Raw genomic sequence first — 21,067 nt, forward strand, 5'->3', positions numbered from 1 at the left:
ATTATTCCATCATTTTTTCTATTGGTAACACTAAAATAGAACTAGCTCCAAGATTTTTTAAATTTTCCATTGTTTCCCAAAATAATGTTTCGTTGCTTACCATATATATTGCCACGCGATGTTGATTGCCTGCTAATGGTAATACTGTTGGGCTTTCTGCTCCAGGTAGTAAATTAATAATTTCTTCTAGTTGTTCAGCAGGAGCATGTAGCATTATATACTTTGATTCTCTAGCTTGAATTACTCCTTGAATACGGACCATCAATTTGTTTATTAATGACTGTTTTATTGTTGATAATTTTCCAGAGCGCTGGATAAGACATGCTCTAGATCGATAAATTACTTCTACTTCATGTAATCCGTTAGCTTCTAATGTAGCTCCAGTAGAAACTAGATCACAAATTGCGTCTGCTAGTCCAGCACGTGGTGCTACTTCTACTGAGCCATTTAATAAACAGGATTTAAAATTAATATCTAATTTATCTAAGTACTGTTTTAGTAGGTGCGGATATGAAGTAGCAATCCGTTTTCCTTGTAAACACTTTGGGCCGTTCCATGGTTCATCTATGGGTAAAGCCATGGATAATCGACAATTTCCAAAATCTAATCGACGTAACATAATATAACAAGGATTGTCTCCTTGCGCTTGTCTTGTTAACAACGCTTCTTCTAATACATTTTCTCCAATAATACCTAGATCTACTATACTATCCATAACTAAACCAGGAATATCATCATCTCGTACTCTCATAATATCGATAGCCATGTTTTCTGAGAACGCTAGTAGACGTTGTTGTTGTAAATTGATTTTAATTCCACAGTGTTCAAGAAGTTGTTGGGATTCTCTGCTTAATCTTCCTGATTTTTGTATCGCTATTCGTAACCGTAATCTATCTAGCATGATATTTTACCTTATGTAAAGAACGTGCTAAAAACCAAATGTTTTAATAAAATTTTTGTGATAGAAGTACTATCAATTTTGTCAATAAGTAAAAAATTGTTTCTATTGTTAATTTATTTGAAGGATTAGTTACGATCATTATGATAGAATAACATATGAAGCCAATTTTTTATTAAAGACATCATCATCACTTGAATATTTTAATGAATATAATTAAATTTGTATAGGGTTATATGTTATAAAGTTGTTTTATTTTGTACGTATATAATTAATATTTTAATTAAATTGTAGAATATTTGAGATTTAGTAGTTATGTTAGGGAAATAATTACAAAAATTTACGTTGTAATTATTATTGTAAATTATATAATATTGTTGTATATGTAGTATTAATAGCATTAATATAATGATATTATGATATAATTTTTATATGAGTTTCGCTGAAATAGATTATGTAATGTTTGTATAATATATTTAAAAATTAATAAGTTTGATTTTTAATGAGAATTAAAACATCTTTTGTAAAGATGTTGATAATATTTTTGTAATAAGTATAAAAGTTTAACTTTTTGTTCATTATCTTTATTCTCTGATAGAAGTATATTCAATTGTTCACTGTAAAATTCTGATTGATTTTTATTAAATAGTTTATTTTTTTTATAGTTTACCCATTGTGTTTGTTCCTGGTGGTTTAAGGTGCTAGGAAAATTTCGGGCTTTATAATAGAATAACAATGATTTTAAACGAGTATCAACGTTTTTAATGTATAAATTTTTTAATTCTTTTGGGTGAGTTTTGCGAATATTTTCAATTATTTTTTGATCAGAATTATTAAAAAAATTGTGATATAGTTGAGTGTCTACGTGAACGTTATTATGTAATTTTTTTTGATGTATATAAGATTCTATAATGGTATAAAGTGTATTTATTTTTTTACGTAAATATGCACTATTTTTACGTATTATAATGAAATTTAAATTTTTCAAATAATATTGATAATTAGTAGACAGATCTATAGAATAATTAGTGTTAATATTTTTTTTGTAGAAAAAGCTAATTGGTATTAAAATGGGGCATGCATTCAATCGGATTAAATATAGTGGTATTTTTTTAAAAATATCATATATTGTTATGTGATTAGAGTATAATTTTTGATGTAAAATATTTATGTTAAAATTGAGTAGGGTGTCTATATTTTCATTTAAATCACATGCTATTAAGATATTAGAATTTATGGGATGCCAATTAATTGGAGCTATATAAGTTAGAAATTTTTTGTGTTTACTATTGATTTTGTTCATTATGAATATTAAAGGGCGCATGGTATCTAAATCGATTATTTTTTTTAATTGATATTTGGTGCGATGGTTAAACAGGAACTGAAATAATTGTGGTTGGACTTTTTTTATTAGTTTTGTTAAAGTTAAAGTAGCATAGACATCTGACATAGCATTATGTGCGCTGAGGTGTTGTATAGAGTTTGCCTGGGTTAAATCTTCTAAACGAAAACTAGGCTGCTTATAAATGTTTAATGGCCATTTAATGCCATTTGGACACAATGAATAAAAAGCGCGTAGTACATGTATTAAGTCCCATCGTGAATTTCCTTGTTGATAAGCCCATAAGTAAGGGTCATGAAAATTTCTATAAAAAATGTTTCTACTAAATTCATCATCAAAGTGGATGTTGTTATATCCAAGTATACAAGTTTTAGGTATATAGAATATTTGAGAAATGCGACGGGCAAATTCAGCTTCTTTTAAGCCGTGATGTAAAGTATATTGTGGAGTAATTTTTGTAATTAGTACAGATCTTGGATCGGGAAGATAGTCATCTGATAAACGACAGAAGAAAATTTTTTCTTTTTCTATGGGATTTAATTTATTATCGGTACGGATTCCAGCAAATTGTGCTGGTCTATCTAATGCTGGGTTTATACCAAAAGTTTCGTAATCATAAATAAAAAAACTAGGTTGTGCGATATTAGTATGCATTAGTATAGATTTCTACATTAGAGTTGTGTCTGAATAAAATTTAAAATTATTCATTTAGTATATTAGATTATAAATAATTTAATTGGGTTTTTATAACATGCATTGTATATATATTTTTTATGTATACAACATGTTATATATGTATATATGAGTATTCTACATTACTACTATTACTGATGGTATAAATATAAACGATGTATAATAATACATTATATTATATGATACTGATAATATTTATTTTATTAATTTTTATTTTGCTGTAATTGGGATTATAGAAGATTGTAATGTAGAGGTTATTTAAATAAGTATAATAGGAATGATTATGAATGATAATGTTAATCAATCATTTTATGATGTATTAGAGTTTGTACGGATATTTCGTCGTAAAAATAAGTTACAACGAGAAATCTTGGATAATGAAAAAAAAATCCGTGATAATCAAAAGAGAGTGTTATTATTAGGTAATTTAAGTGATTATATCAAATCTGAGACTTCTGTCGAAGGAATACAGGTGATTATTGCTAACATGCGTAATGATTATGAAGATCGAGTTGATGAGTATATAATTAAAAACGCTGAATTATCAAAAGAGCGTCGTGAATTATCAAAAAAATTAAAAAATTTTAAAGAATCTACAATTGATTAGATCTAATAATTATTGATTAATTCTAAAATATTTATTTTGTTGTATCGCAATGAATGCTATATAGCAAGATGTTTTTTGTATCAATATAAATCAGAGCGTTATGAGCTCATAAAAATGTATGACATTTATTTTATGAACTATAACTACATACGAACGTAATATGACTCATATGAGTTATATTAAACAATTTTTTTTCAAATCCAGCACATTTTATAATGTGATACTGGTAATGTGCTGTTTTGGGTGTGTCTTTTATATTTTTAATTCGCTAAAAGTATGATAGTGATGAATATCAATTTTTTTTAATATATTATGTGTATATTATTATTGTGATATTTTTTGATGTTGATTAAAGTATTTGTATATTTTTTTTTATTTTGTCATTAAAATGTTATTATATTCTTGGTTGGATTCATATTAACTAATGTAGAGTCTATTTTAAAGTATTTATTGTTTATATTATATCCCATAAATATACATATTCTAATGTTAGGAGAAGAGTGTAATTTATATTTTTAATATAAGTTATTTATGGTGTTATAGTTTTGATATTTATCGTTTTGATAATTATGCTAATAATTAATGATGCATTACTATTGGAATATGCTAAAGAAACTTTAGAGATCGAAATTAACGAAGCTCAAAGAATGTTAGATAGGTTAGATGAAAGCATTGTATTTGCTTGTCGTATATTGTTGGATTGTACAGGAAAGGTTGCAGTTTCTGGTATAGGTAAATCTGGTCATATTGGAAAAAAAATCGCTGCTTCTTTAGCTAGCACTGGTACTCCTGCTTTTTTTGTTCATCCTGCGGAAGCTTTACATGGTGATTTAGGTATGATCGGAACACAAGATGTAGTGGTTTTTATTTCTTATTCAGGTCGTGCTTGTGAAATAATTACTTTAATGCCATTATTAATAGATAGCGGTATTCCTGTAATCGCATTTACTGGTGATGTTAGTTCTCCTTTAGCTAAGGGAGCTACGTGCGTTCTTGATATTAAAATACAAAGAGAAGCTTGTCCGATGGAACTTGCTCCTACGTCTAGCACAGTTAATACTTTAATGATGGGTGATGCATTAACAATGGCTCTTATGAGACATAGAGGTTTTAGTTTAGAGCAATTTGCTCGATCTCATCCAGGAGGTAGATTAGGAGCGCAATTATTAAATTGTGTACATCACTTAATGCGCATTGGAGAGCATATTTCGAAAGTTTTTTATACGGTTACGGTAATGGACGCTATGTTTGAATTAAGTCGTACTGGGCTGGGATTAACTGCTATATGTGACAATTATAATTGTGTTATGGGGGTATTTACTGATGGAGATTTAAGACGTTGGATAGTTCAAGGTAAATCTCTTGATGATCCTATTGTTATAGCTATGACTAAACCTGGATATCATATTCCAAAAGAATGGCGTGCAAGTGTAGCATTAAAAGCTTTACATCAGCGAAAAATTACTGCGGCACCAGTAGTAGATCAACTTGGAATGTTAGTGGGTTCAATTAATATGCACGATTTACATCAAGCTGGAATAGAGTAATTATTTAGAGTTATATTTGGTGTATTTTATAATTATGATGATTTTATATAATTCTAAAAAATGATTTTTCCATTTTCTATCACTTGGCTCCTCTGACTGGATTCGAACCAGTGACACACGGATTAACAGTCCGTTGTTCTACCAACTGAACTACAGAGGAACCAGCATCCTATAATGTATATAATATGGGAACAGATATAATAACACAAGTATTTAATGATAATTAGTATAGTTCATAAATTATAGCAATAGTGTGAAGATAGTATATATATTTAAAAGCGATCATTGTATGTTATAAAATATAATATTTTATTGATTTTTAAATAAGGGAGAGATGCCGGAGTGGTTGAACGGAGCGGTTTCGAAAACCGTTTAAAGAAGTAATATCTTTCAAGGGTTCGAATCCCTTTCTCTCCGTTGTTCATAAAAATTAAAAGACGTTGATATTGGCGGTGTTTTAAATTTTGTTATTAAAAGAGTGATAATAATAACAAAAACAATAAGGTTATATTATTAGAGTCTTGTGCTCTTTGAAGTATAATTGTTTAAGCATGATATGCTATTATTAGATAATTGATGATGATATTGTTATTAATATCAAGTATTATTTGATTTTTTTGATTTTGAGATATACGTTATATTTATTATTATTGTTGTATTTGGTGTATTGAAGATTATTTATGCTATGGTGTTATTAATATGTAACAGAAGGGATGATCTCTTTTGTTCTTAGTTTATGATGTCTTATATAACTTATATTTATATTTGTATGCAAGTATTATTAAATACACAGTGGCAAATAATAATATCACTTAGTTTTGGTTAGTTTAAGCAGAAGATTGTATGCATTGATGTTGCTATAAAGTTCATGTGCAGATTTAATTGATAGTAATAAATAATTTTTTGATGTTTACGTTTTCAACGTTTGCACTATTGTTAATTTACATTTATATCTTTAGTGTTTGGTTAACAATCATGTATAGTTATTATTAGTTGATGTGTTTTTAAATTATATATTTTTCAAGAAGATACGTTTTTATAAAAAAAATGAAAGTAATTATGCAACAATAACATTATCAATGTGATTGCTCGAGGAATAGTTTAAATCGTTTTTTATTAATCATAAGAGTGTGTAAATTTTTTGTATATATAATAACCAAAATAAATAAAATTATTTGTATTTGGTATAATTATGACGGTGAGGAAGGGATTTGAACCCTTGATGCATAGATCTTATGCATACATGCTTTCCAGGCACGTTCCTTAAACCTCTCGGACACCTCACCATAACTCTATGAAACAAACAATACATCATGCAAACATAATATAAAATTTTGTGTATTTTAGGTCAAGTATGTTTGATGATAAGATTGTTTATTGTTTATTAATATTAATTAGTAATATATAATTTAATTGGGATATTTAAAAAAATTATTTATGTAGTACGTAAGAGCAAAAATCAGTTAGAAACTAGGTATTATATTAATTATATGATTGCTGTAATCATGGTTACTTTTGTTTATTATGATTGCTATCAAGTAAAAATTTAAAAGAATAATATTTAAATTGAAAATATAGCCCTAATAAAGTAATTAGACCTATTACGCTTAAAACGATCCATGGCAATTGCATAAAATGTTGTTCTTTTCCAATATCGTATAACCATCCGCTACCACTATAACCTAAAGTACCTCCTAAAGCTAAACTTAATTTGCTAAAACCTATATAGCTGCTGCGTGCTTTATAATCTGTTAGTAGCGCTCCTAAAGTTTCTCTTGCAGGTTCAGCAATAATGGAACCAATGTAGAATACACTAATTAATATTAGTAGTGTATGTAAGTTTTTTACTAAACCAATAGGAAATAAACTAATTATCATAGTTATTAATCCTAACATCAAGCGTGTTTCTAATTTGAAATGTTTTTCGCTCCACCAAGTTATAGGAATGATTAGTAATAAAGATAAAACTGCTTCTATGATGTACATCCATTTTATATATGATAATTGTCCAGATATCTCATGAATTCGAATAGGTAGCATTAACATCACTTGAGCCGATAAAATATAATAACCAGTTAGAGTAAAAACATAAATTACAAATCGTTGATTATTGAGTACTTTTTTTATGCCTTCTAATAATGAAGCATGAGAGCTAGAAATTTTGTACGCAGGTAATCTCCAGGCATTAAAAATCCCGGCAATAAAAAACAATGCCGCTCCAGTAAAGCATACTAACTTAAAGTTATATTGTAATAACCATGTACCCAGTGTAATGCCTATAATGGCACACATACTGTCTTCTAGCATTAATATGGAGTAAAATCTGCCTAGTTCCCATGGACGGACTAATTTAATTACTAAGGCAGTTCGTGGTGGATCAAATAATGTTCCTCCTAATGCAGATAATACACATGATAAACATAATAGTATAGGAGTACTCGCGATGCTCATTATAATAAATCCTAATGTTCTCATGAATAACCCAGATACAATCATAGGCTTAGCTCCTAATTTATCAGCGAAGGCGCCACTAAAAATTCCTAGTCCTTGTTGAATAAACTGCCTTAATCCTAAAGCGAATCCTACCAAAAAAGCTCCCCATCCTAGTTGCTCGACAAAATATATTGATATAAGAGGAAAAACAACATAAAACCCTATAACTACAAACATATTATCTATGATTAAAAAATATTTACCTAATCTTCTAGCTTTAGATATTGTATACATGAGTCTCCATTTGTATATTTTTGTATACATTATTGTTTATTATGTGTACGAAAATATTTTAAAATAATTGTGTTTTTTATTTTTAAGCATAGCGTAATTAATATATATCTTCTATTTTATGAGGTATTTAAATAAAGTAATTATTTGTATTTTACATTTTATTTTTTATGTTTTACTCAAATATGATATTTGAACATGTAAAAAATTATGTGAATTAAAGACATAAAATTATATATAGAAAATGTTCTTTTAAGCATCATTAATGGTTTTTGTTAAAGTTAAATCAAACATTTTGAGTAGTTATTTAGTAAAAATATATGGAAATAAGAAATATAATTTTTTTATTAATCATTCGTTTGTAAGTATCATGTTGTGTGTGCATCAGTACATATACATTATATCAGAGATATATGATAATTGTAATTATATGTGCACTGTATTAGTATTACAAATGTAAATTTTTTTAAATAAAAATTGTTATTTATAAAGCTAATTTATAAAATTACATATAACACTGTGCAATTTTTTATAGGTTTTAATAAAAAACAGTGTTTGTGCGTTGTTATTTTCATGCTAAATTTTTAAAAATTTTTTTTTAATATAATGAATCTGTTAAAATATTTAACTGCAATGAGTTCTATAACTGTTTTATCTCGTGTTTTAGGTTTTATTAGAGATACTATTATAGCTCGAATATTTGGTGCTAGTATTATAACAGATGTGTTTTTTATTGCTTTTAAGCTACCTAATTTATTGAGACGAATTTTTGCGGAAGGAGCATTTTATCAAGTTTTCCTCCCTGTATTATCAGAATATCAATGTAGTAAAAGTAAGGAAGACATACGAGATTTTATTGCTGGAGTATCTGGTTGGTTAATAATTACAATAGTTATTGTAGTTGTTGTTGGATTATTGGTAGCACCTTGGATTATTATGGTTACTGCTCCAGGTTTTAACAGTTCTCCTGAGAAGTTTGTTATGACTGTTGCAATGTTTAGAGTAATGTTGCCTTATATTTTATTAGTGTCGTTGACATCATTGATGGGAGCGATTTTAAATTCTTGTAATTTTTTTTTGGTGCCAGCGTTTGCTCCGACTTTTTTAAATATTAGTATGATAATTTTTATGTTATTTGCGGAATATTTGTATTTTTATGTTCCTATTATAGGATTGGCTTGGTCAGTTATTGTGGGGGGGGTATTACAATGTGTTTATTGCTTACCATTCCTAAAAAAAATTAATATGCTAGTTATTCCAAAAATAAAATTGTATGACAATGGGATTTATAGGGTATGTAAATCAATGATACCTGCAATAATTGCTGTTTCAAGTAATCAGATATCTTTAGTTATTAATACTATTTTTGCTTCCTTTTTAAGAGATGGTTCTATTTCTTGGATGTATTATGCTGATAGATTGATGGAATTACCTATTGGAATGTTTGGTGCGACATTAACTACGATTTTGGTGCCATATTTGTCTCGTTTTATTTATAATAAAAATTATGGAGATTATTTTTATTTGATGAATTGGGGTATACGATTGTGTTATATATTAAGTTTACCTAGTGCTATTATTTTGGGGGTTTTATCTGAACCATTAATAGTAACATTATTTAAGTATGGAAAATTTTTAGAATTTGATGTATTAATGACACGGTATTCTGTGATTGCGTATGCGGTTGGACTACCTGGGTTAGTTTTAACTAAGGTATTAGTATCTGGTTTTTATGCACGTCATGATATTAAAACTCCAGTGTATATAGTTATTATTGTGCTTATTTTCACTCAATTTATAAATTTATTATGCATTAATATTTTAAAGCATGTTGTTTTTGCTTGTTCTATTAGTTTGGGTGCATGGTTAAATGCAGGGTTGTTGTATTGGAAATTTAAAAAAAAATATTTATTTAAATTGCAATCGGGATGGTTATTTTTTTGTTTTCAATTAATTATTGCTCTTTTTGTAATGTACATAGTAAGCATTGGATTGTTAATGTGTGTATCTGATTGGGCTCAAGGTAATATGCTTTGTAGATTAATTAGAATGACAGGGATTTTGATGTTAGTTGGTAGTAGTTATTGTCTAACATTATGGTGTGTAGGTATTCGTTTAAAAGATTTTATTTTTTGAGTAAAGATTCATTTTGATTTAATGAAATATACCTTAGTATTACATGTATCTTACTGTTTTAATTCCTAATAAATTTAATCCTTTTTTTAAAATACGTGCGGTAATTAATGCTAGTTTTAATCTACTATATTTTATATGTGTATTGTTGACTTTGACGATGGGACAGTTTTCGTAAAAAGAGGAAAATAATACAGATAATTTGTATAAGTAAGAGCATAGTATGTGGGGAGTACCTTGATTTGCAACTGTAATAATTATTTCTTCAAATTGAAGTAAACAAATTGCTAATAGTATTTCTTCTGTAGTTTCTAATTGAATAGTATTTCTTTCGAATTGTGAATCAAGTTGTTTGAATCGTTTAAAAATAGAAAAAATTCTGGTACATGCATATTGTATATAAGGTGCCGTATTTCCTTCAAAATTTAGCATGCTATTCCAATTGAATATGTAATCTGTAATACGATTTTTTGATAGTTCAGAGTATTTCACGGCACCGATGCTAATAATATGCGCTAGTTTATTAACTTTAGCTAATTTTAAATTGGGGTTTTTATTTAATATTAAACAACGAGCGCGTTCTAAGGCTTCATCTAATAATGTTTTTAGTTTTAACGCATTGCCGGATCGTGTTTTAAATGGTTTACCGTCTGTTCCAAGCATCATACCACATATGTGATGTTCTAATAATACTGATTGTCCTATGTAACCTGCTTTATTAGCGATTTCCCATGCTTGTGTTAGATGTTGTTTTTGACGAGAATCAATATAGTAAATAATTCTATCGGCATGTAGTATCTTGCATCGGTATTTTATGCAAGCAATGTCAGTGGTACTATACAAATAAGCACCATCTTTTTTTTGAATAATTACGCCAAAAGGATCGCCTTGTTTGTTGTGATAATTTTCAATAGGTACGATAGTGGCTCCATTACTTGTGGTCGTTAAGCCTTTATTTTTTAAATCTGATATAATACCAGGAAGCATATCATTGTAAAAGCTTTCTCCTATAGTGTCGCTTTTTTTTAAAGTAATATTTAATCGTGTGTATATTTTCTGATTATTTAATATAGAAATATCTACCAAACGTTGCCATATTTGGCGATAATATTTTTCTCCTTTTTGTAATTTTAAAACATAACTTCGAGATAATTCAGCAAAAGTGGGATCGATATCGTATATTTTTTTAGCTTCTTGATAAAAATGTTCTAGTGTAGATAATTGTATAGTTTTATGTAATAACAATTCAGGCTGTTTATTTTTCTCTATATAAGCTATAAGCATACCAAATTGAGTGCCCCAATCTCCTATGTGATTAGCTCGTATGACATTATGGCCTAAAAAGGATAAGATACGAGCAATACTATCTCCGATAACAGTTGAACGTAAATGTCCAACATGCATTTCTTTTGCAAGATTTGGGCTGGAATAGTCAATGACAACAGTTTTTGGTATAATTGGAGTAAAGCCTAAATTGGACATAAAAAAAATATTATTAATTTGGTGAGATATCCATTGTGGATCTAAAAATATGTTAATAAATCCTGGTTTTTCAATTTTTATTGTTTGAGCAATGTTATTTAGGTTAATAAATTTTATAATTTTTTTAGCAAGTTCTTCTACAGGAAGATTTAATTTTTTAGATATAGTTATTAATCCATTAATTTGATAGTTTCCAAAAATTTTTTTTGTTGATTGTTGTACCTGTATTAGATTAGAAACAGATTCATTTGTGATGATGAGCAAAGCTTGATGAATTTTTTTCAGTAAAAAATTTTGAATGTTCATATAAATATTTTGGAATATAAATATAACTAGAAAAATATTAATTTTTTTATTGATGTAACTCATCAATTAACTTTTACAATTAATACAAATGTTTTTAAATTATATTATATTTTATGTTATATATTTATTGTGTCTCATAATATTCAAATTGTTGAATATTGATTGATAATTGCATGATGTTGTTATACGATTTATTTATAAAAATGTATCAGTAATAATTATTACTACTATAAATATATATTTATACATATCTTTAATGATCCAACAGTGTTAGACGGTGAGTCTATTACAAATGTTAACTACATACATTATTTATTTTTTATGAAATAGTACAATGTTGTTTAAATTAGTATGATTAATATAAGCTACGTTTAATTTAAGTAAATTCAACTATAGTATAGTATAAGTATCTTATGATATTTCATATAGAAATATCAATATAATATTGGAAAAAATTTATTTATACGGGTGTTGTGAACAATATATTAGTATATTGTGTTTCATGTCAATTGCATGTATATGTTTTTTTTGCTATTTTTTCTGTAAAATAGATACTATGTAATTGGATGTTTATGAGTAGAGGTATTGATATGCGCACTGCATATTGTGGTCAATTGAATTTATCCCATGTAGGTTTGGAAGTCATATTATGTGGTTGGATCAACAAATATCGTAGTTTCGGTAAGTTAATTTTTATAGATTTACGCGATCGAGAGGGTTGTGTACAGGTATGTTTTGATGTTGATCAAAACAAAAAAATGTGTATGTATGCTACTGCATTGAAACAGGAATTTTGTATTCAATTAATAGGTACCGTCTGTGCGAGACCTAAAAATCAAATTAATACTAATATGTCTACTGGGGCTATTGAAATAATAGCAAAAGCTTTTACTATTTTGAATACTTCCGATCCGTTACCGTTAGATATTAGTCAAAATAATACTGAGGAAAATAGATTAAAGTATCGTTATCTTGATTTGAGACGTCCGGTTATGTTCCATAGAATAAAAACTCGATCGCGGATTATATCAATTGTTCATCGTTTTATGGAGTTAGAGGGATTTTTAAACATTGAAACACCGATGTTAACGAAAGTTACTCCGGAAGGTTCTAGGGATTATATTGTTCCTAGTAGATTACATATAGGTAAAAATTATGCTTTACCTCAATCCCCTCAAATATTTAAGCAATTGTTAATGATTTCTGGTTTCGACAGGTATTATCAAATTACTAAATGCTTTCGAGATGAAGATTTACGCGCAGATCGTCAGCCAGAGTTTACTCAAATAGATATTGAAATTTCTTTCATGATGACACAAAAAATACAAGAATTGATGGAGATTTTTATTCGTATTATTTGGCGTGAAATTTTGCATGTAGAATTGGGAACTTTTCCCCGTTTTACATATTCTGATGTAATGAAACGTTTTGGATCTGATGCTCCAGATTTGAGAAATCCAATAGAAATGTTTGATATATCATATTTATTTAGGTCAACATATATTAGATCATTATTTGGAATAGATAATATCAATACTCAAATAATAGCTATGAAAGTGCCTAATGGTGGAAAACTAACGCAAAGACAGATTGATGAATATATTTACTATTCTAAAAAACGTGGTTTACAGGAATTAATGTGGGTTAGGGTCCAATGTATTGATAATGATTTTGCTAAAAAAAAGATGCAAGGATCAGCTGCTAATTTTTTAGATGAGCTAACATTGGATGTTATTTTACAGAAAACTAATACCAAGAATAATGATATTTTATTTTTTGGATTTGGGGATAATCAAAATTTATCTATCACAAAAATATTAAGTTCTTTAAGATTTAAATTAGGCAATGATCTTTGTTTAATTAAAAAAGACTCTTGGGCTCCATTGTGGGTAATAGATTTCCCGATGTTTAAAAAAAATAGCGATGGTGCGCTTATATCTATGCATCATATGTTTACTGCTCCAAAAAATTGCGATGTCCAAACTTTAAAAAAAGGTCCATTATTAGTAACTTCAGAAGCTTATGATATGGTAATTAATGGTTGTGAGGTTGGTAGTGGATCAGTGCGTATTCATTCATTTGATGTACAACAAGTAGTATTTAATATTTTAGGTATTACTAAATGCGCACAGAAAGAAAAATTTGGGTATTTATTAGATGCATTAAAATATGGAGCGCCTCCACATGCTGGTTTGGCGTTTGGATTAGATCGATTAGTTATGTTGTTAACTGGAGCTAATAGTATTCGAGAGGTAATCGCATTTCCTAAAACTACGGCAGCGGTAGATATGATGGCTGGTGCTCCTGATTGATTTATATTGTTAGGTAAAACTGATGAGTTATGTGTTTATAGTTATAGTTTAGTATTTTAGAACAGTAGTTCTATGAACTGTATTAGGAAAGAACCTAATACAGTTATTTCAAATATTTTGAAATGTAAAAGTAATCAATAGAATATTTTAATTTGCATGTTATTTATCGAAAAATATATGAGTGATGTGATTTTTTACTGAAAGATAACATTAATATTAAAGTCGTTTTATTCTTTTCTATAATATTTTCTTTTTAATTTTTATTAAGAATGATTTTTTTATTTATTAGAGATCGTAATATAGGTTAGTAATGAGTGTGTAGTATTATAGTTAGTGCTATTAAATTATTATATTGTTATTTGTATAGGCGTTATTTTGTAATGTTGTCTGTATCTTTATTAATGATTGTGATTATGATAGTTTGGGGATTTTTTGTTCCGTGTACATTAAACAAAAATAAAAAAAATTATAATCAATCATCTGTTGTAAAAAAAAACGAGTTTCATCAATCTGAAATTATAAAAAATGAGAAATTTTTTAATAATGCCATGATATATTCTAGTATTTTACAGAGATATCTATATTTTAATAAATTATCAAAAGAAGCAAACATATATAATTATATAGTGTCTCAGGATGATGTATTAGGTAAAATTTTAATAGAATATAGCAGTAGTGGTGTTGATAGATCTGAAATTACTCTTTTACTACAACAGTATCCGATATTAAGACAGATAAAAAAGGGACAAATACTTTCTTGGATTATAATTACAAAAAAAAAATTGCAATGTTTAATTTGGGATATTTTTCCTCAAGAAAGTCGTATCTATAATCGTATGGATACTAATTTTACAGAAGGCATTATCAGAAGTTTAACTCCATTGAACGATGGGTTATCTTCTACAATTTTATTTATAGGTGAATTAGGTGGAACATTTATTAACAGTGCTCGTTCCTTAGGAATAGAAGAAAATTGTATTACAGATATAATTAATGCATTCAAATATCAATTAAATTTTCATAAATTGCATCAAGGAGATAGATTTGCTGTATTAATATCAATAACTATGAATAATAACCACAATTTTAACAGTAAATTGCTTGGAGTTAGATTATATACTGCTGGTAAAGATTATTATGCATTTCGTGCGAATGATGGTAAATTATATGATCGTGAGGCTGTAAGTTTAAGAAGAAATTTTATACGATTTCCTACATTAAAACCATTTCGTATATCTTCTAATTTTAATTTAAATAGATTGAATCCCGTGACTGGACAAGTCTCTCCTCATGCTGGAGTTGATTTTGCTGTTCCAATTGGTACTCCAATCTTCTCCGTGGGAGACGGTGAAGTTATTGTAAGTACATATAGCAAAATTGCTGGTAATTATGTGGCAATTAAACATAGTTGTCATTGTACAACTCGGTATATGCATTTGAAAAAGGTATTAGTTAAACCTGGTCAAAAAGTTAAATTAGGTGATAATATAGCATTATCTGGTAATACAGGTCGATCGACAGGCCCTCATTTACATTTTGAGATGTGGATTAATCATCGTCCCGTAAATCCATTGACTACTAAAGTAGTAGATGTTGATAAACTGTTAGGAAATGAACGTATAATATATTTAAATAAAGTTAAAGAGATGCTTCCTCAACTACGTTTTGATTAAGATTGATTTTAATTTTTTGTAATTTTTTCTATTGATTATAATTTTTTATTTGGTTTATTTTTATTGCTTACAATATTTTATAAAGAATAAATATTTAAGTTCTATTATAGGAACTGTACATATTTGTGTATATAATGACATATATGTTTGTGAGTTCGATTGTAGTTTTAAAAATATATGTGTGGTTTAGTGAAAATAATAAATTATTCTACTTGTAAAATGCGACTAATATTGATTACGTCGCGTGGATTGTATATATCATTTTGTATTACAACTACTAATTCTCCAGATAATAAGAATCCCTGGTTTCGTAATAAATTGCTAGCATATTTAACGTCTGCTATGTTATCGCCTGTTCGGTTAAAATAAATAGGAATAACTCCTTTATAGAGAGTAACTATATTTAAAGTATGTTTGTGTTGGGATAGCGCAAAAATAGGTAATTTTGAATTGATACGAGACATTAATAATGTAGTACTTGCGAATTCAGTTAAGGCAATGACAGCGCTTACTCCTTCTAAATGATTAGCAGTATACATTGCCGACATGGCGATTGCTTCTTCTATGCTATTAAATTTTTTTTTTTGATTAATGCATTTTAAAAAATTGATGTTGGATATTTTTTCAGCACCTAGACATACGTTAGCCATAGTTGTTACAGTTTCAGATGGATATTGGCCTGTAGCAGTTTCAGCAGATAACATAACTGCGTCAGTACCATCTAATACTGCATTGGCCACATCCATGACTTCTGCTCGGGTAGGCATGGAGTTATGAATCATAGATTCCATCATTTGAGTTGCAGTAATGACCGCGCGATTAAGAGCACGTGCTCTTTGTATTATCTTTTTTTGCATACCTACTAATTCTGGTTCTCCAATTTCTATTCCTAAATCTCCTCGAGCCACCATTACTGCATCTGATGCATAAATAATGTCGTCTATTGTTTCATCGGATGCAACTACTTCTGCGCGTTCTATTTTAGAAATAATTTTTGCATGACTACCAGCATCAATAACTAATTTTCGTGCACAATTTAAATCTATACTGCTACGTGGAAATGATATCGCTAAATAATCAACTCCAATTTGAGCTGCAGTAATAATATCAATTTTATCTTTATTTGTTAATACTTTTGCTGCGAGCCCTCCTCCTAATTTGTTTAGTCCTTTATTGTTAGACAACATACCTCCAACAATTACTTTAGTATATATTTTGGTATTATGTATGGTTATTACTTGTAACTGAATTCTGCCATCGTCTAATAGAAGTAGATCGCCTGAACGTACATCTTGCGCGAGTTCTTCGTAATCAACACCCACACATTGATGATCACCTTTATTGTTTGTCATCATGGTATCAATTAAAAAGTTATCCCCAGATTTTAAGTATATTTTGTTACCTTGAAACGTTGAAATACGAATTTTAGGGCCTTGTAAATCTCCGAGAATAGCAACATATTTACATAGTTTAGAAGCGATTTCACGTACTTTTTTCGCTCGAGTAAAATGTTCTTTTTTTTCTCCATGAGAAAAATTTAGTCGCACTATATTTGTGCCGGAAACAATTATTTTTTCAAGGTTGTTATCTTTATCTGTAGCAGGACCTAAAGTAGCGATAATTTTGGTTCTTCTTAGTTGTCTTAACATAATAATTCCTCATGAAATTGAAATATAATAACAAGTATTAAAGAATAGTGATTATTCGTTATGTTGTGGATATAATATTACTTATGTTATTTTACATTAAATTATAATATATTATATGATAGTATATGATTATGTATAGAATATTTATTCCTGATATTTATAATGTGATTAATTGATATTTTTTAAAATTGATATAAAATAATATAGTATTATAAGTTTTAATAATTGTATGTGGATAATATAAGCATATAGAAATTACAATCATAACGGGGTATTTTTGTTTATTTCATGGAAATAAAACTATTTTATTATGAACAAATTTGTAACATGGTAGTTTTGTTGTTATAATAACTCTGTTTTTATTTGTTTTTTTTGTTCTTAAAGATATTAAATTTATGATATGTGTTTTAATTATATATCTTTAAAAGTTATAGAAAATAACTAAAAATATCATGAAAATAAAAGGTGTTTTTTATTACTATTAGTATTATAAATGATACTTAATTGTTATGGGTTGGGGTTTTGTATATATTAATTTTATTAAGTAATTCTGTTTGATATTTTAATTCAATCTAATAAATGTGAACTTATTATACAATTTATTTGTGTATAATGGATATTAAGAAAGTTATATTCATATAAATAACATATCAGAGAATATAAATGCAAGCAACATCTATTACTCAAGCATGTAATTTAATTATTTTTGGAGCCAAAGGCGATTTAACACGTAGGAAATTGTTTCCTTCGTTATACCAATTGGAAAAAATGGGAGCTATTCATCCTGATACACGTATTATAGGAGTAGGTCGAGCAGAATGGAGTCTTATGATGTATATTGAAGTTGTATATGCTGCTTTAAAAACATTTATGCAAGAGCCTATTGATGAGGCATTATGGCATATCTTTAAATCGCGACTTGATTTTTGTAATTTAGATGTTCATCAAACTACCCGATTTGTTTTTTTGTTAGATAAATTAAAAAATATAGACGTGATAACAGTAAATTATCTTGCCATGCCCCCTGACACTTTTGGTGTAATATGTAAAGGGTTAAGTACTATTGGACTAAATAAAGCATTGAATCGTGTAGTTATAGAAAAACCATTGGGCACTAATTTAGCTTCTGCTCGTATTATTAATCAGCAGATATCAGAATATTTTGAGGAGAAACAAATTTATCGTATTGATCATTATTTGGGGAAAGAAACAGTGTTGAATTTGTTGGCATTGCGTTTTGCAAATTATTTGTTTTCTTCAAATTGGGATAATAGTACCATTGATCACGTGCAAATTACTGTGGCGGAAGAAGTAGGTATTGAAGGTCGTTGGAAATATTTTGATTCGATGGGACAAATGCGTGATATGATACAGAGTCATTTATTACAGATTTTAACTATTATAGCCATGGCACCTCCATCTAATTTAAGTGCTGATTGTATTCGAGATGAAAAAGTTAAAGTGCTTCGTTCTCTACGGAAAATTGACTGTAGTAATATACATGATGTTACGGTGCGTGGGCAGTATACGTCTGGTTTTATTCAAGGAAAACCAGTTCCAGGTTATTTAGAAGAAGAGGGGGCTAATAAAATCAGTAATACTGAGACATTTGTTTCTATTTGTGTTAATATAGATAATTGGCGTTGGGCTGGTGTTCCATTTTATCTGCGTACTGGAAAAAGATTACCAACTAAGTGTTCTGAAATTGTAATTTGTTTTAAAAAACCAATGATTAATTTGTTTCCTGATTCTTATAAAGAATTGCCTAATAATAAGTTGACTATTCGATTACAACCAGACGAAGGTATAGATGTTCAAATTTTAAACAAAATACCCGGGTTAGGTCATAAGCATCGATTACGAACTACTAAACTAAATTTAAGTTTCTACGAAACTTTTTATCCAGAACATATAGTTGATGCATATGAGCGTTTATTGTTAGAAACTATGCGTGGAATTCAGGCATTGTTTGTACGTCGTGATGAAATAGAAGGTGCTTGGGCATGGGTTGATTCTGTGATTGAAACTTGGGAGTTGGAAAATAATATTCCCCAGTTGTATCAGGCTGGTACTTGGGGGCCTGTAGATTCCATGACTATGATTGCTAAAGATGGGCGTTCTTGGAACGAATATAAATTATATATGTGATAATTTTTTTGTAAATTATTAATAATCATTGATTCTTTAGTATCATTAATAGATGAAATTTTATAATTGTCATTATTTTTAAAGGATATCTGTGGCAATTGAATGTTTTTAATTATTTAAAAATAATATAAAAAATATTTATATATAATATAAGAGATTATTTAAACTTGAGAATTATGAATATAATTGTTTGTTGCTCAAATGTTTAAGTGTTTTGTTAAAGAGGAAAATGGTTTTTATGACGCGTATTATATTATTTTTGATTACTAATTTATCGGTAATGATACTATTCGGTAGTATATTAAGTGTATTGGGGTGTTGTTCTTCCACCACATTGGGGTTAATGAGAACAGCTGGGATATTTGGTTTTGGAGGAGCTCTTGTTTCTTTATTTTTATCAAAATCTGTGGCTTTATCTACAGTTAATGGCGTGATAATTAGCAAAGCATCTAATGATGTAGAATATTGGTTACTGAGAATAATACATGATCAAGCTAAAAAATTAAAAATCGTTTCGCCACAGTTAGCTGTTTATGATGCTATGGATATGAATGCTTTTGCTACAGGAGCAAGAAGAAATGCAGCACTAATAGCTGTCAGTACTGGTCTTTTAAAAAATATGAGTAAAGAATCTATTGAAGCTGTTGTCGCTCATGAAATGAATCACATCGCTTCTGGAGATATGATTACTATGACTCTTATTCAAGGTGTCATAAATACTGTCGTGATTTTTGTATCACGTAGTATTGCTAAATTGATTGCTTACTGGATGTCCTTTATGCGTGATCAAGATAATACAGAGTTAGAAATCTATAGTAATAATAATTATAGTGATATAAATAATTCTTTAGTGTATTTCGTTGTATCAGCATTTTTAGAGGTTTTTTTTGGCATGTTTGCTAGTATAATTGTTTTTTGGTTTTCACGGCACCGTGAATTTTACGCGGATGCTGGAGCCGCTAAACTAGTAGGATGTAAAAATATGATTTTTGCTTTACAGGAGTTACAGCATAGTCATGAACCTATAACATCTAATAATATTGTTACGTTATATATTAATAGTGTAAAAAAAAATATATTTAGCGATTTATTTGCATCGCATCCTTCTATAGATAAAAGAATAGAAGCATTACGGCATGGTATTTATTTAGATAAATCATCTTATTTTTTATAAATATAAAAGTCTGTAATTAAAGATAACAATTATGGTTTCATGAGTGTGAATAATAATCACTCATGTTAATTATGAAGTAAAGAAGTCTATGTTATTTGTGTATAGTATTTTTTATGGTTATAATATTTTTATGGGGATATTTATTTTAATTGTTGTTATATTGTAAAAATGGCGAAGAAATTTGTTTTGTTTTTAGTTTTTATGTGGTAGAAATAGTAGTCGTAGAAAAATTTTTATTATATTTAGTTTTTTAGATATTATTGTTAACTGCATGAGTTGATTTGTATGAATGAGTTTATACATTGTTATTAATGTAGTTTAGTTATTGAGATATTATCATTAACAATAATAGAGCTAAAAATAAATGAATATTTTATAT

Annotated in this window: 12 protein-coding genes and 3 tRNA genes; 8 read left to right on the forward strand and 7 right to left on the reverse strand. The window is 28.1% G+C overall.

The genetic code is table 11. The annotated features are described in order from the left end of the window. Position 1: 1 nt before the first annotated feature. On the reverse strand, positions 2 to 901 hold the full coding sequence (gene hisG, locus GN161_RS02630; RefSeq protein WP_159715293.1) for an ATP phosphoribosyltransferase: 900 nt from the start codon (positions 899 to 901) through the stop codon (positions 2 to 4). Positions 902 to 1,397: 496 nt separating this feature from the next. Then, complete coding sequence (sbcB, locus tag GN161_RS02635) at positions 1,398 to 2,894, reverse strand: exodeoxyribonuclease I (RefSeq protein ID WP_159715295.1); 1,497 nt, start codon at positions 2,892 to 2,894, stop codon at positions 1,398 to 1,400. Positions 2,895 to 3,216: 322 nt separating this feature from the next. Here sbcB and tmaR point away from each other — a divergent pair, with 322 nt between their 5' ends. Together tmaR and gutQ are read left to right on the forward strand one after the other, a co-directional pair. Beyond that, positions 3,217 to 3,540, forward strand: a complete 324-nt coding sequence (tmaR, locus tag GN161_RS02640) for a PTS system regulator TmaR (RefSeq protein WP_159715297.1) — start codon at positions 3,217 to 3,219, stop codon at positions 3,538 to 3,540. Between the two features lie 569 nt (positions 3,541 to 4,109). Then, positions 4,110 to 5,087, forward strand: a complete 978-nt coding sequence (gutQ, locus tag GN161_RS02645; protein ID WP_159715299.1) for an arabinose-5-phosphate isomerase GutQ — start codon at positions 4,110 to 4,112, stop codon at positions 5,085 to 5,087. Between the two features lie 84 nt (positions 5,088 to 5,171). On the opposite strand, the gene GN161_RS02650 is transcribed toward gutQ, so the two are convergent. Then, a tRNA-Asn gene (locus GN161_RS02650) sits at positions 5,172 to 5,247 on the reverse strand. A gap of 168 nt (positions 5,248 to 5,415) precedes the next feature. Between GN161_RS02650 and GN161_RS02655 the strand changes: the two genes are divergently transcribed. Continuing rightward, positions 5,416 to 5,504 (forward strand) — tRNA-Ser (locus GN161_RS02655). Positions 5,505 to 6,283: 779 nt separating this feature from the next. Here the strand turns inward: GN161_RS02655 and GN161_RS02660 are convergent. Continuing rightward, positions 6,284 to 6,373 (reverse strand) — tRNA-Ser (locus tag GN161_RS02660). Between the two features lie 223 nt (positions 6,374 to 6,596). Next, positions 6,597 to 7,814 (reverse strand): multidrug efflux MFS transporter MdtH, encoded by a 1,218-nt coding sequence (mdtH, locus tag GN161_RS02665; protein WP_159715300.1) that lies wholly within the window; start codon positions 7,812 to 7,814, stop codon positions 6,597 to 6,599. 603 nt (positions 7,815 to 8,417) lie between these two features. On the opposite strand from mdtH, the gene murJ reads away from it, so the two are divergent. Beyond that, positions 8,418 to 9,947 (forward strand): murein biosynthesis integral membrane protein MurJ, encoded by a 1,530-nt coding sequence (murJ, locus tag GN161_RS02670; protein WP_159715301.1) that lies wholly within the window; start codon positions 8,418 to 8,420, stop codon positions 9,945 to 9,947. A gap of 39 nt (positions 9,948 to 9,986) precedes the next feature. Here the strand turns inward: murJ and argS are convergent, their stop codons facing one another. Beyond that, complete coding sequence (gene argS / locus GN161_RS02675; protein ID WP_159715302.1) at positions 9,987 to 11,732, reverse strand: arginine--tRNA ligase; 1,746 nt, start codon at positions 11,730 to 11,732, stop codon at positions 9,987 to 9,989. A gap of 590 nt (positions 11,733 to 12,322) precedes the next feature. Here argS and aspS point away from each other — a divergent pair. Both aspS and mepM read left to right on the forward strand, forming a co-directional pair. After that, positions 12,323 to 14,044: an aspartate--tRNA ligase gene (gene aspS / locus GN161_RS02680; RefSeq protein ID WP_159715572.1), complete on the forward strand. Its 1,722-nt coding sequence runs from the start codon at positions 12,323 to 12,325 to the stop codon at positions 14,042 to 14,044. A 380-nt stretch (positions 14,045 to 14,424) separates the two neighbouring features. Then, entirely contained in the window at positions 14,425 to 15,717 is a 1,293-nt protein-coding gene (gene mepM, locus GN161_RS02685) for a murein DD-endopeptidase MepM (protein ID WP_236840088.1), read from the forward strand. Between the two features lie 203 nt (positions 15,718 to 15,920). Here the strand turns inward: mepM and pyk are convergent, their stop codons facing one another. Further along, positions 15,921 to 17,366, reverse strand: coding sequence for a pyruvate kinase (gene pyk, locus GN161_RS02690; RefSeq protein WP_159715304.1), 1,446 nt, complete (start codon positions 17,364 to 17,366; stop codon positions 15,921 to 15,923). A 663-nt stretch (positions 17,367 to 18,029) separates the two neighbouring features. On the opposite strand from pyk, the gene zwf reads away from it, so the two are divergent. Then, entirely contained in the window at positions 18,030 to 19,514 is a 1,485-nt protein-coding gene (zwf, locus tag GN161_RS02695; protein ID WP_159715305.1) for a glucose-6-phosphate dehydrogenase, read from the forward strand. A 238-nt stretch (positions 19,515 to 19,752) separates the two neighbouring features. Continuing rightward, a complete protein-coding gene (gene htpX, locus GN161_RS02700; protein WP_159715306.1) occupies positions 19,753 to 20,688 on the forward strand; it encodes a protease HtpX in 936 nt (311 codons plus the stop codon). Positions 20,689 to 21,067: the final 379 nt, after the last annotated feature.

It is taken from the genome of Blochmannia endosymbiont of Camponotus nipponensis (assembly GCF_009827135.1).
Lineage (GTDB): Bacteria > Pseudomonadota > Gammaproteobacteria > Enterobacterales > Enterobacteriaceae > Blochmanniella.

Coding starts and splice junctions, on each gene's coding strand:
- aspS (WP_159715572.1), top strand. CDS start 12,323: ATGCGCACTGCATATTGTGGTCAATTGAATTTATCCCATGTAGGTTTG.
- argS (WP_159715302.1), bottom strand. CDS start 11,732: ATGAACATTCAAAATTTTTTACTGAAAAAAATTCATCAAGCTTTGCTC.
- tmaR (WP_159715297.1), top strand. CDS start 3,217: ATGAATGATAATGTTAATCAATCATTTTATGATGTATTAGAGTTTGTA.
- sbcB (WP_159715295.1), bottom strand. CDS start 2,894: ATGCATACTAATATCGCACAACCTAGTTTTTTTATTTATGATTACGAA.
- hisG (WP_159715293.1), bottom strand. CDS start 901: ATGCTAGATAGATTACGGTTACGAATAGCGATACAAAAATCAGGAAGA.
- mepM (WP_236840088.1), top strand. CDS start 14,425: ATGTTGTCTGTATCTTTATTAATGATTGTGATTATGATAGTTTGGGGA.
- murJ (WP_159715301.1), top strand. CDS start 8,418: ATGAATCTGTTAAAATATTTAACTGCAATGAGTTCTATAACTGTTTTA.
- pyk (WP_159715304.1), bottom strand. CDS start 17,366: ATGTTAAGACAACTAAGAAGAACCAAAATTATCGCTACTTTAGGTCCT.
- gutQ (WP_159715299.1), top strand. CDS start 4,110: ATGCTAATAATTAATGATGCATTACTATTGGAATATGCTAAAGAAACT.
- htpX (WP_159715306.1), top strand. CDS start 19,753: ATGACGCGTATTATATTATTTTTGATTACTAATTTATCGGTAATGATA.
- mdtH (WP_159715300.1), bottom strand. CDS start 7,814: ATGTATACAATATCTAAAGCTAGAAGATTAGGTAAATATTTTTTAATC.
- zwf (WP_159715305.1), top strand. CDS start 18,030: ATGCAAGCAACATCTATTACTCAAGCATGTAATTTAATTATTTTTGGA.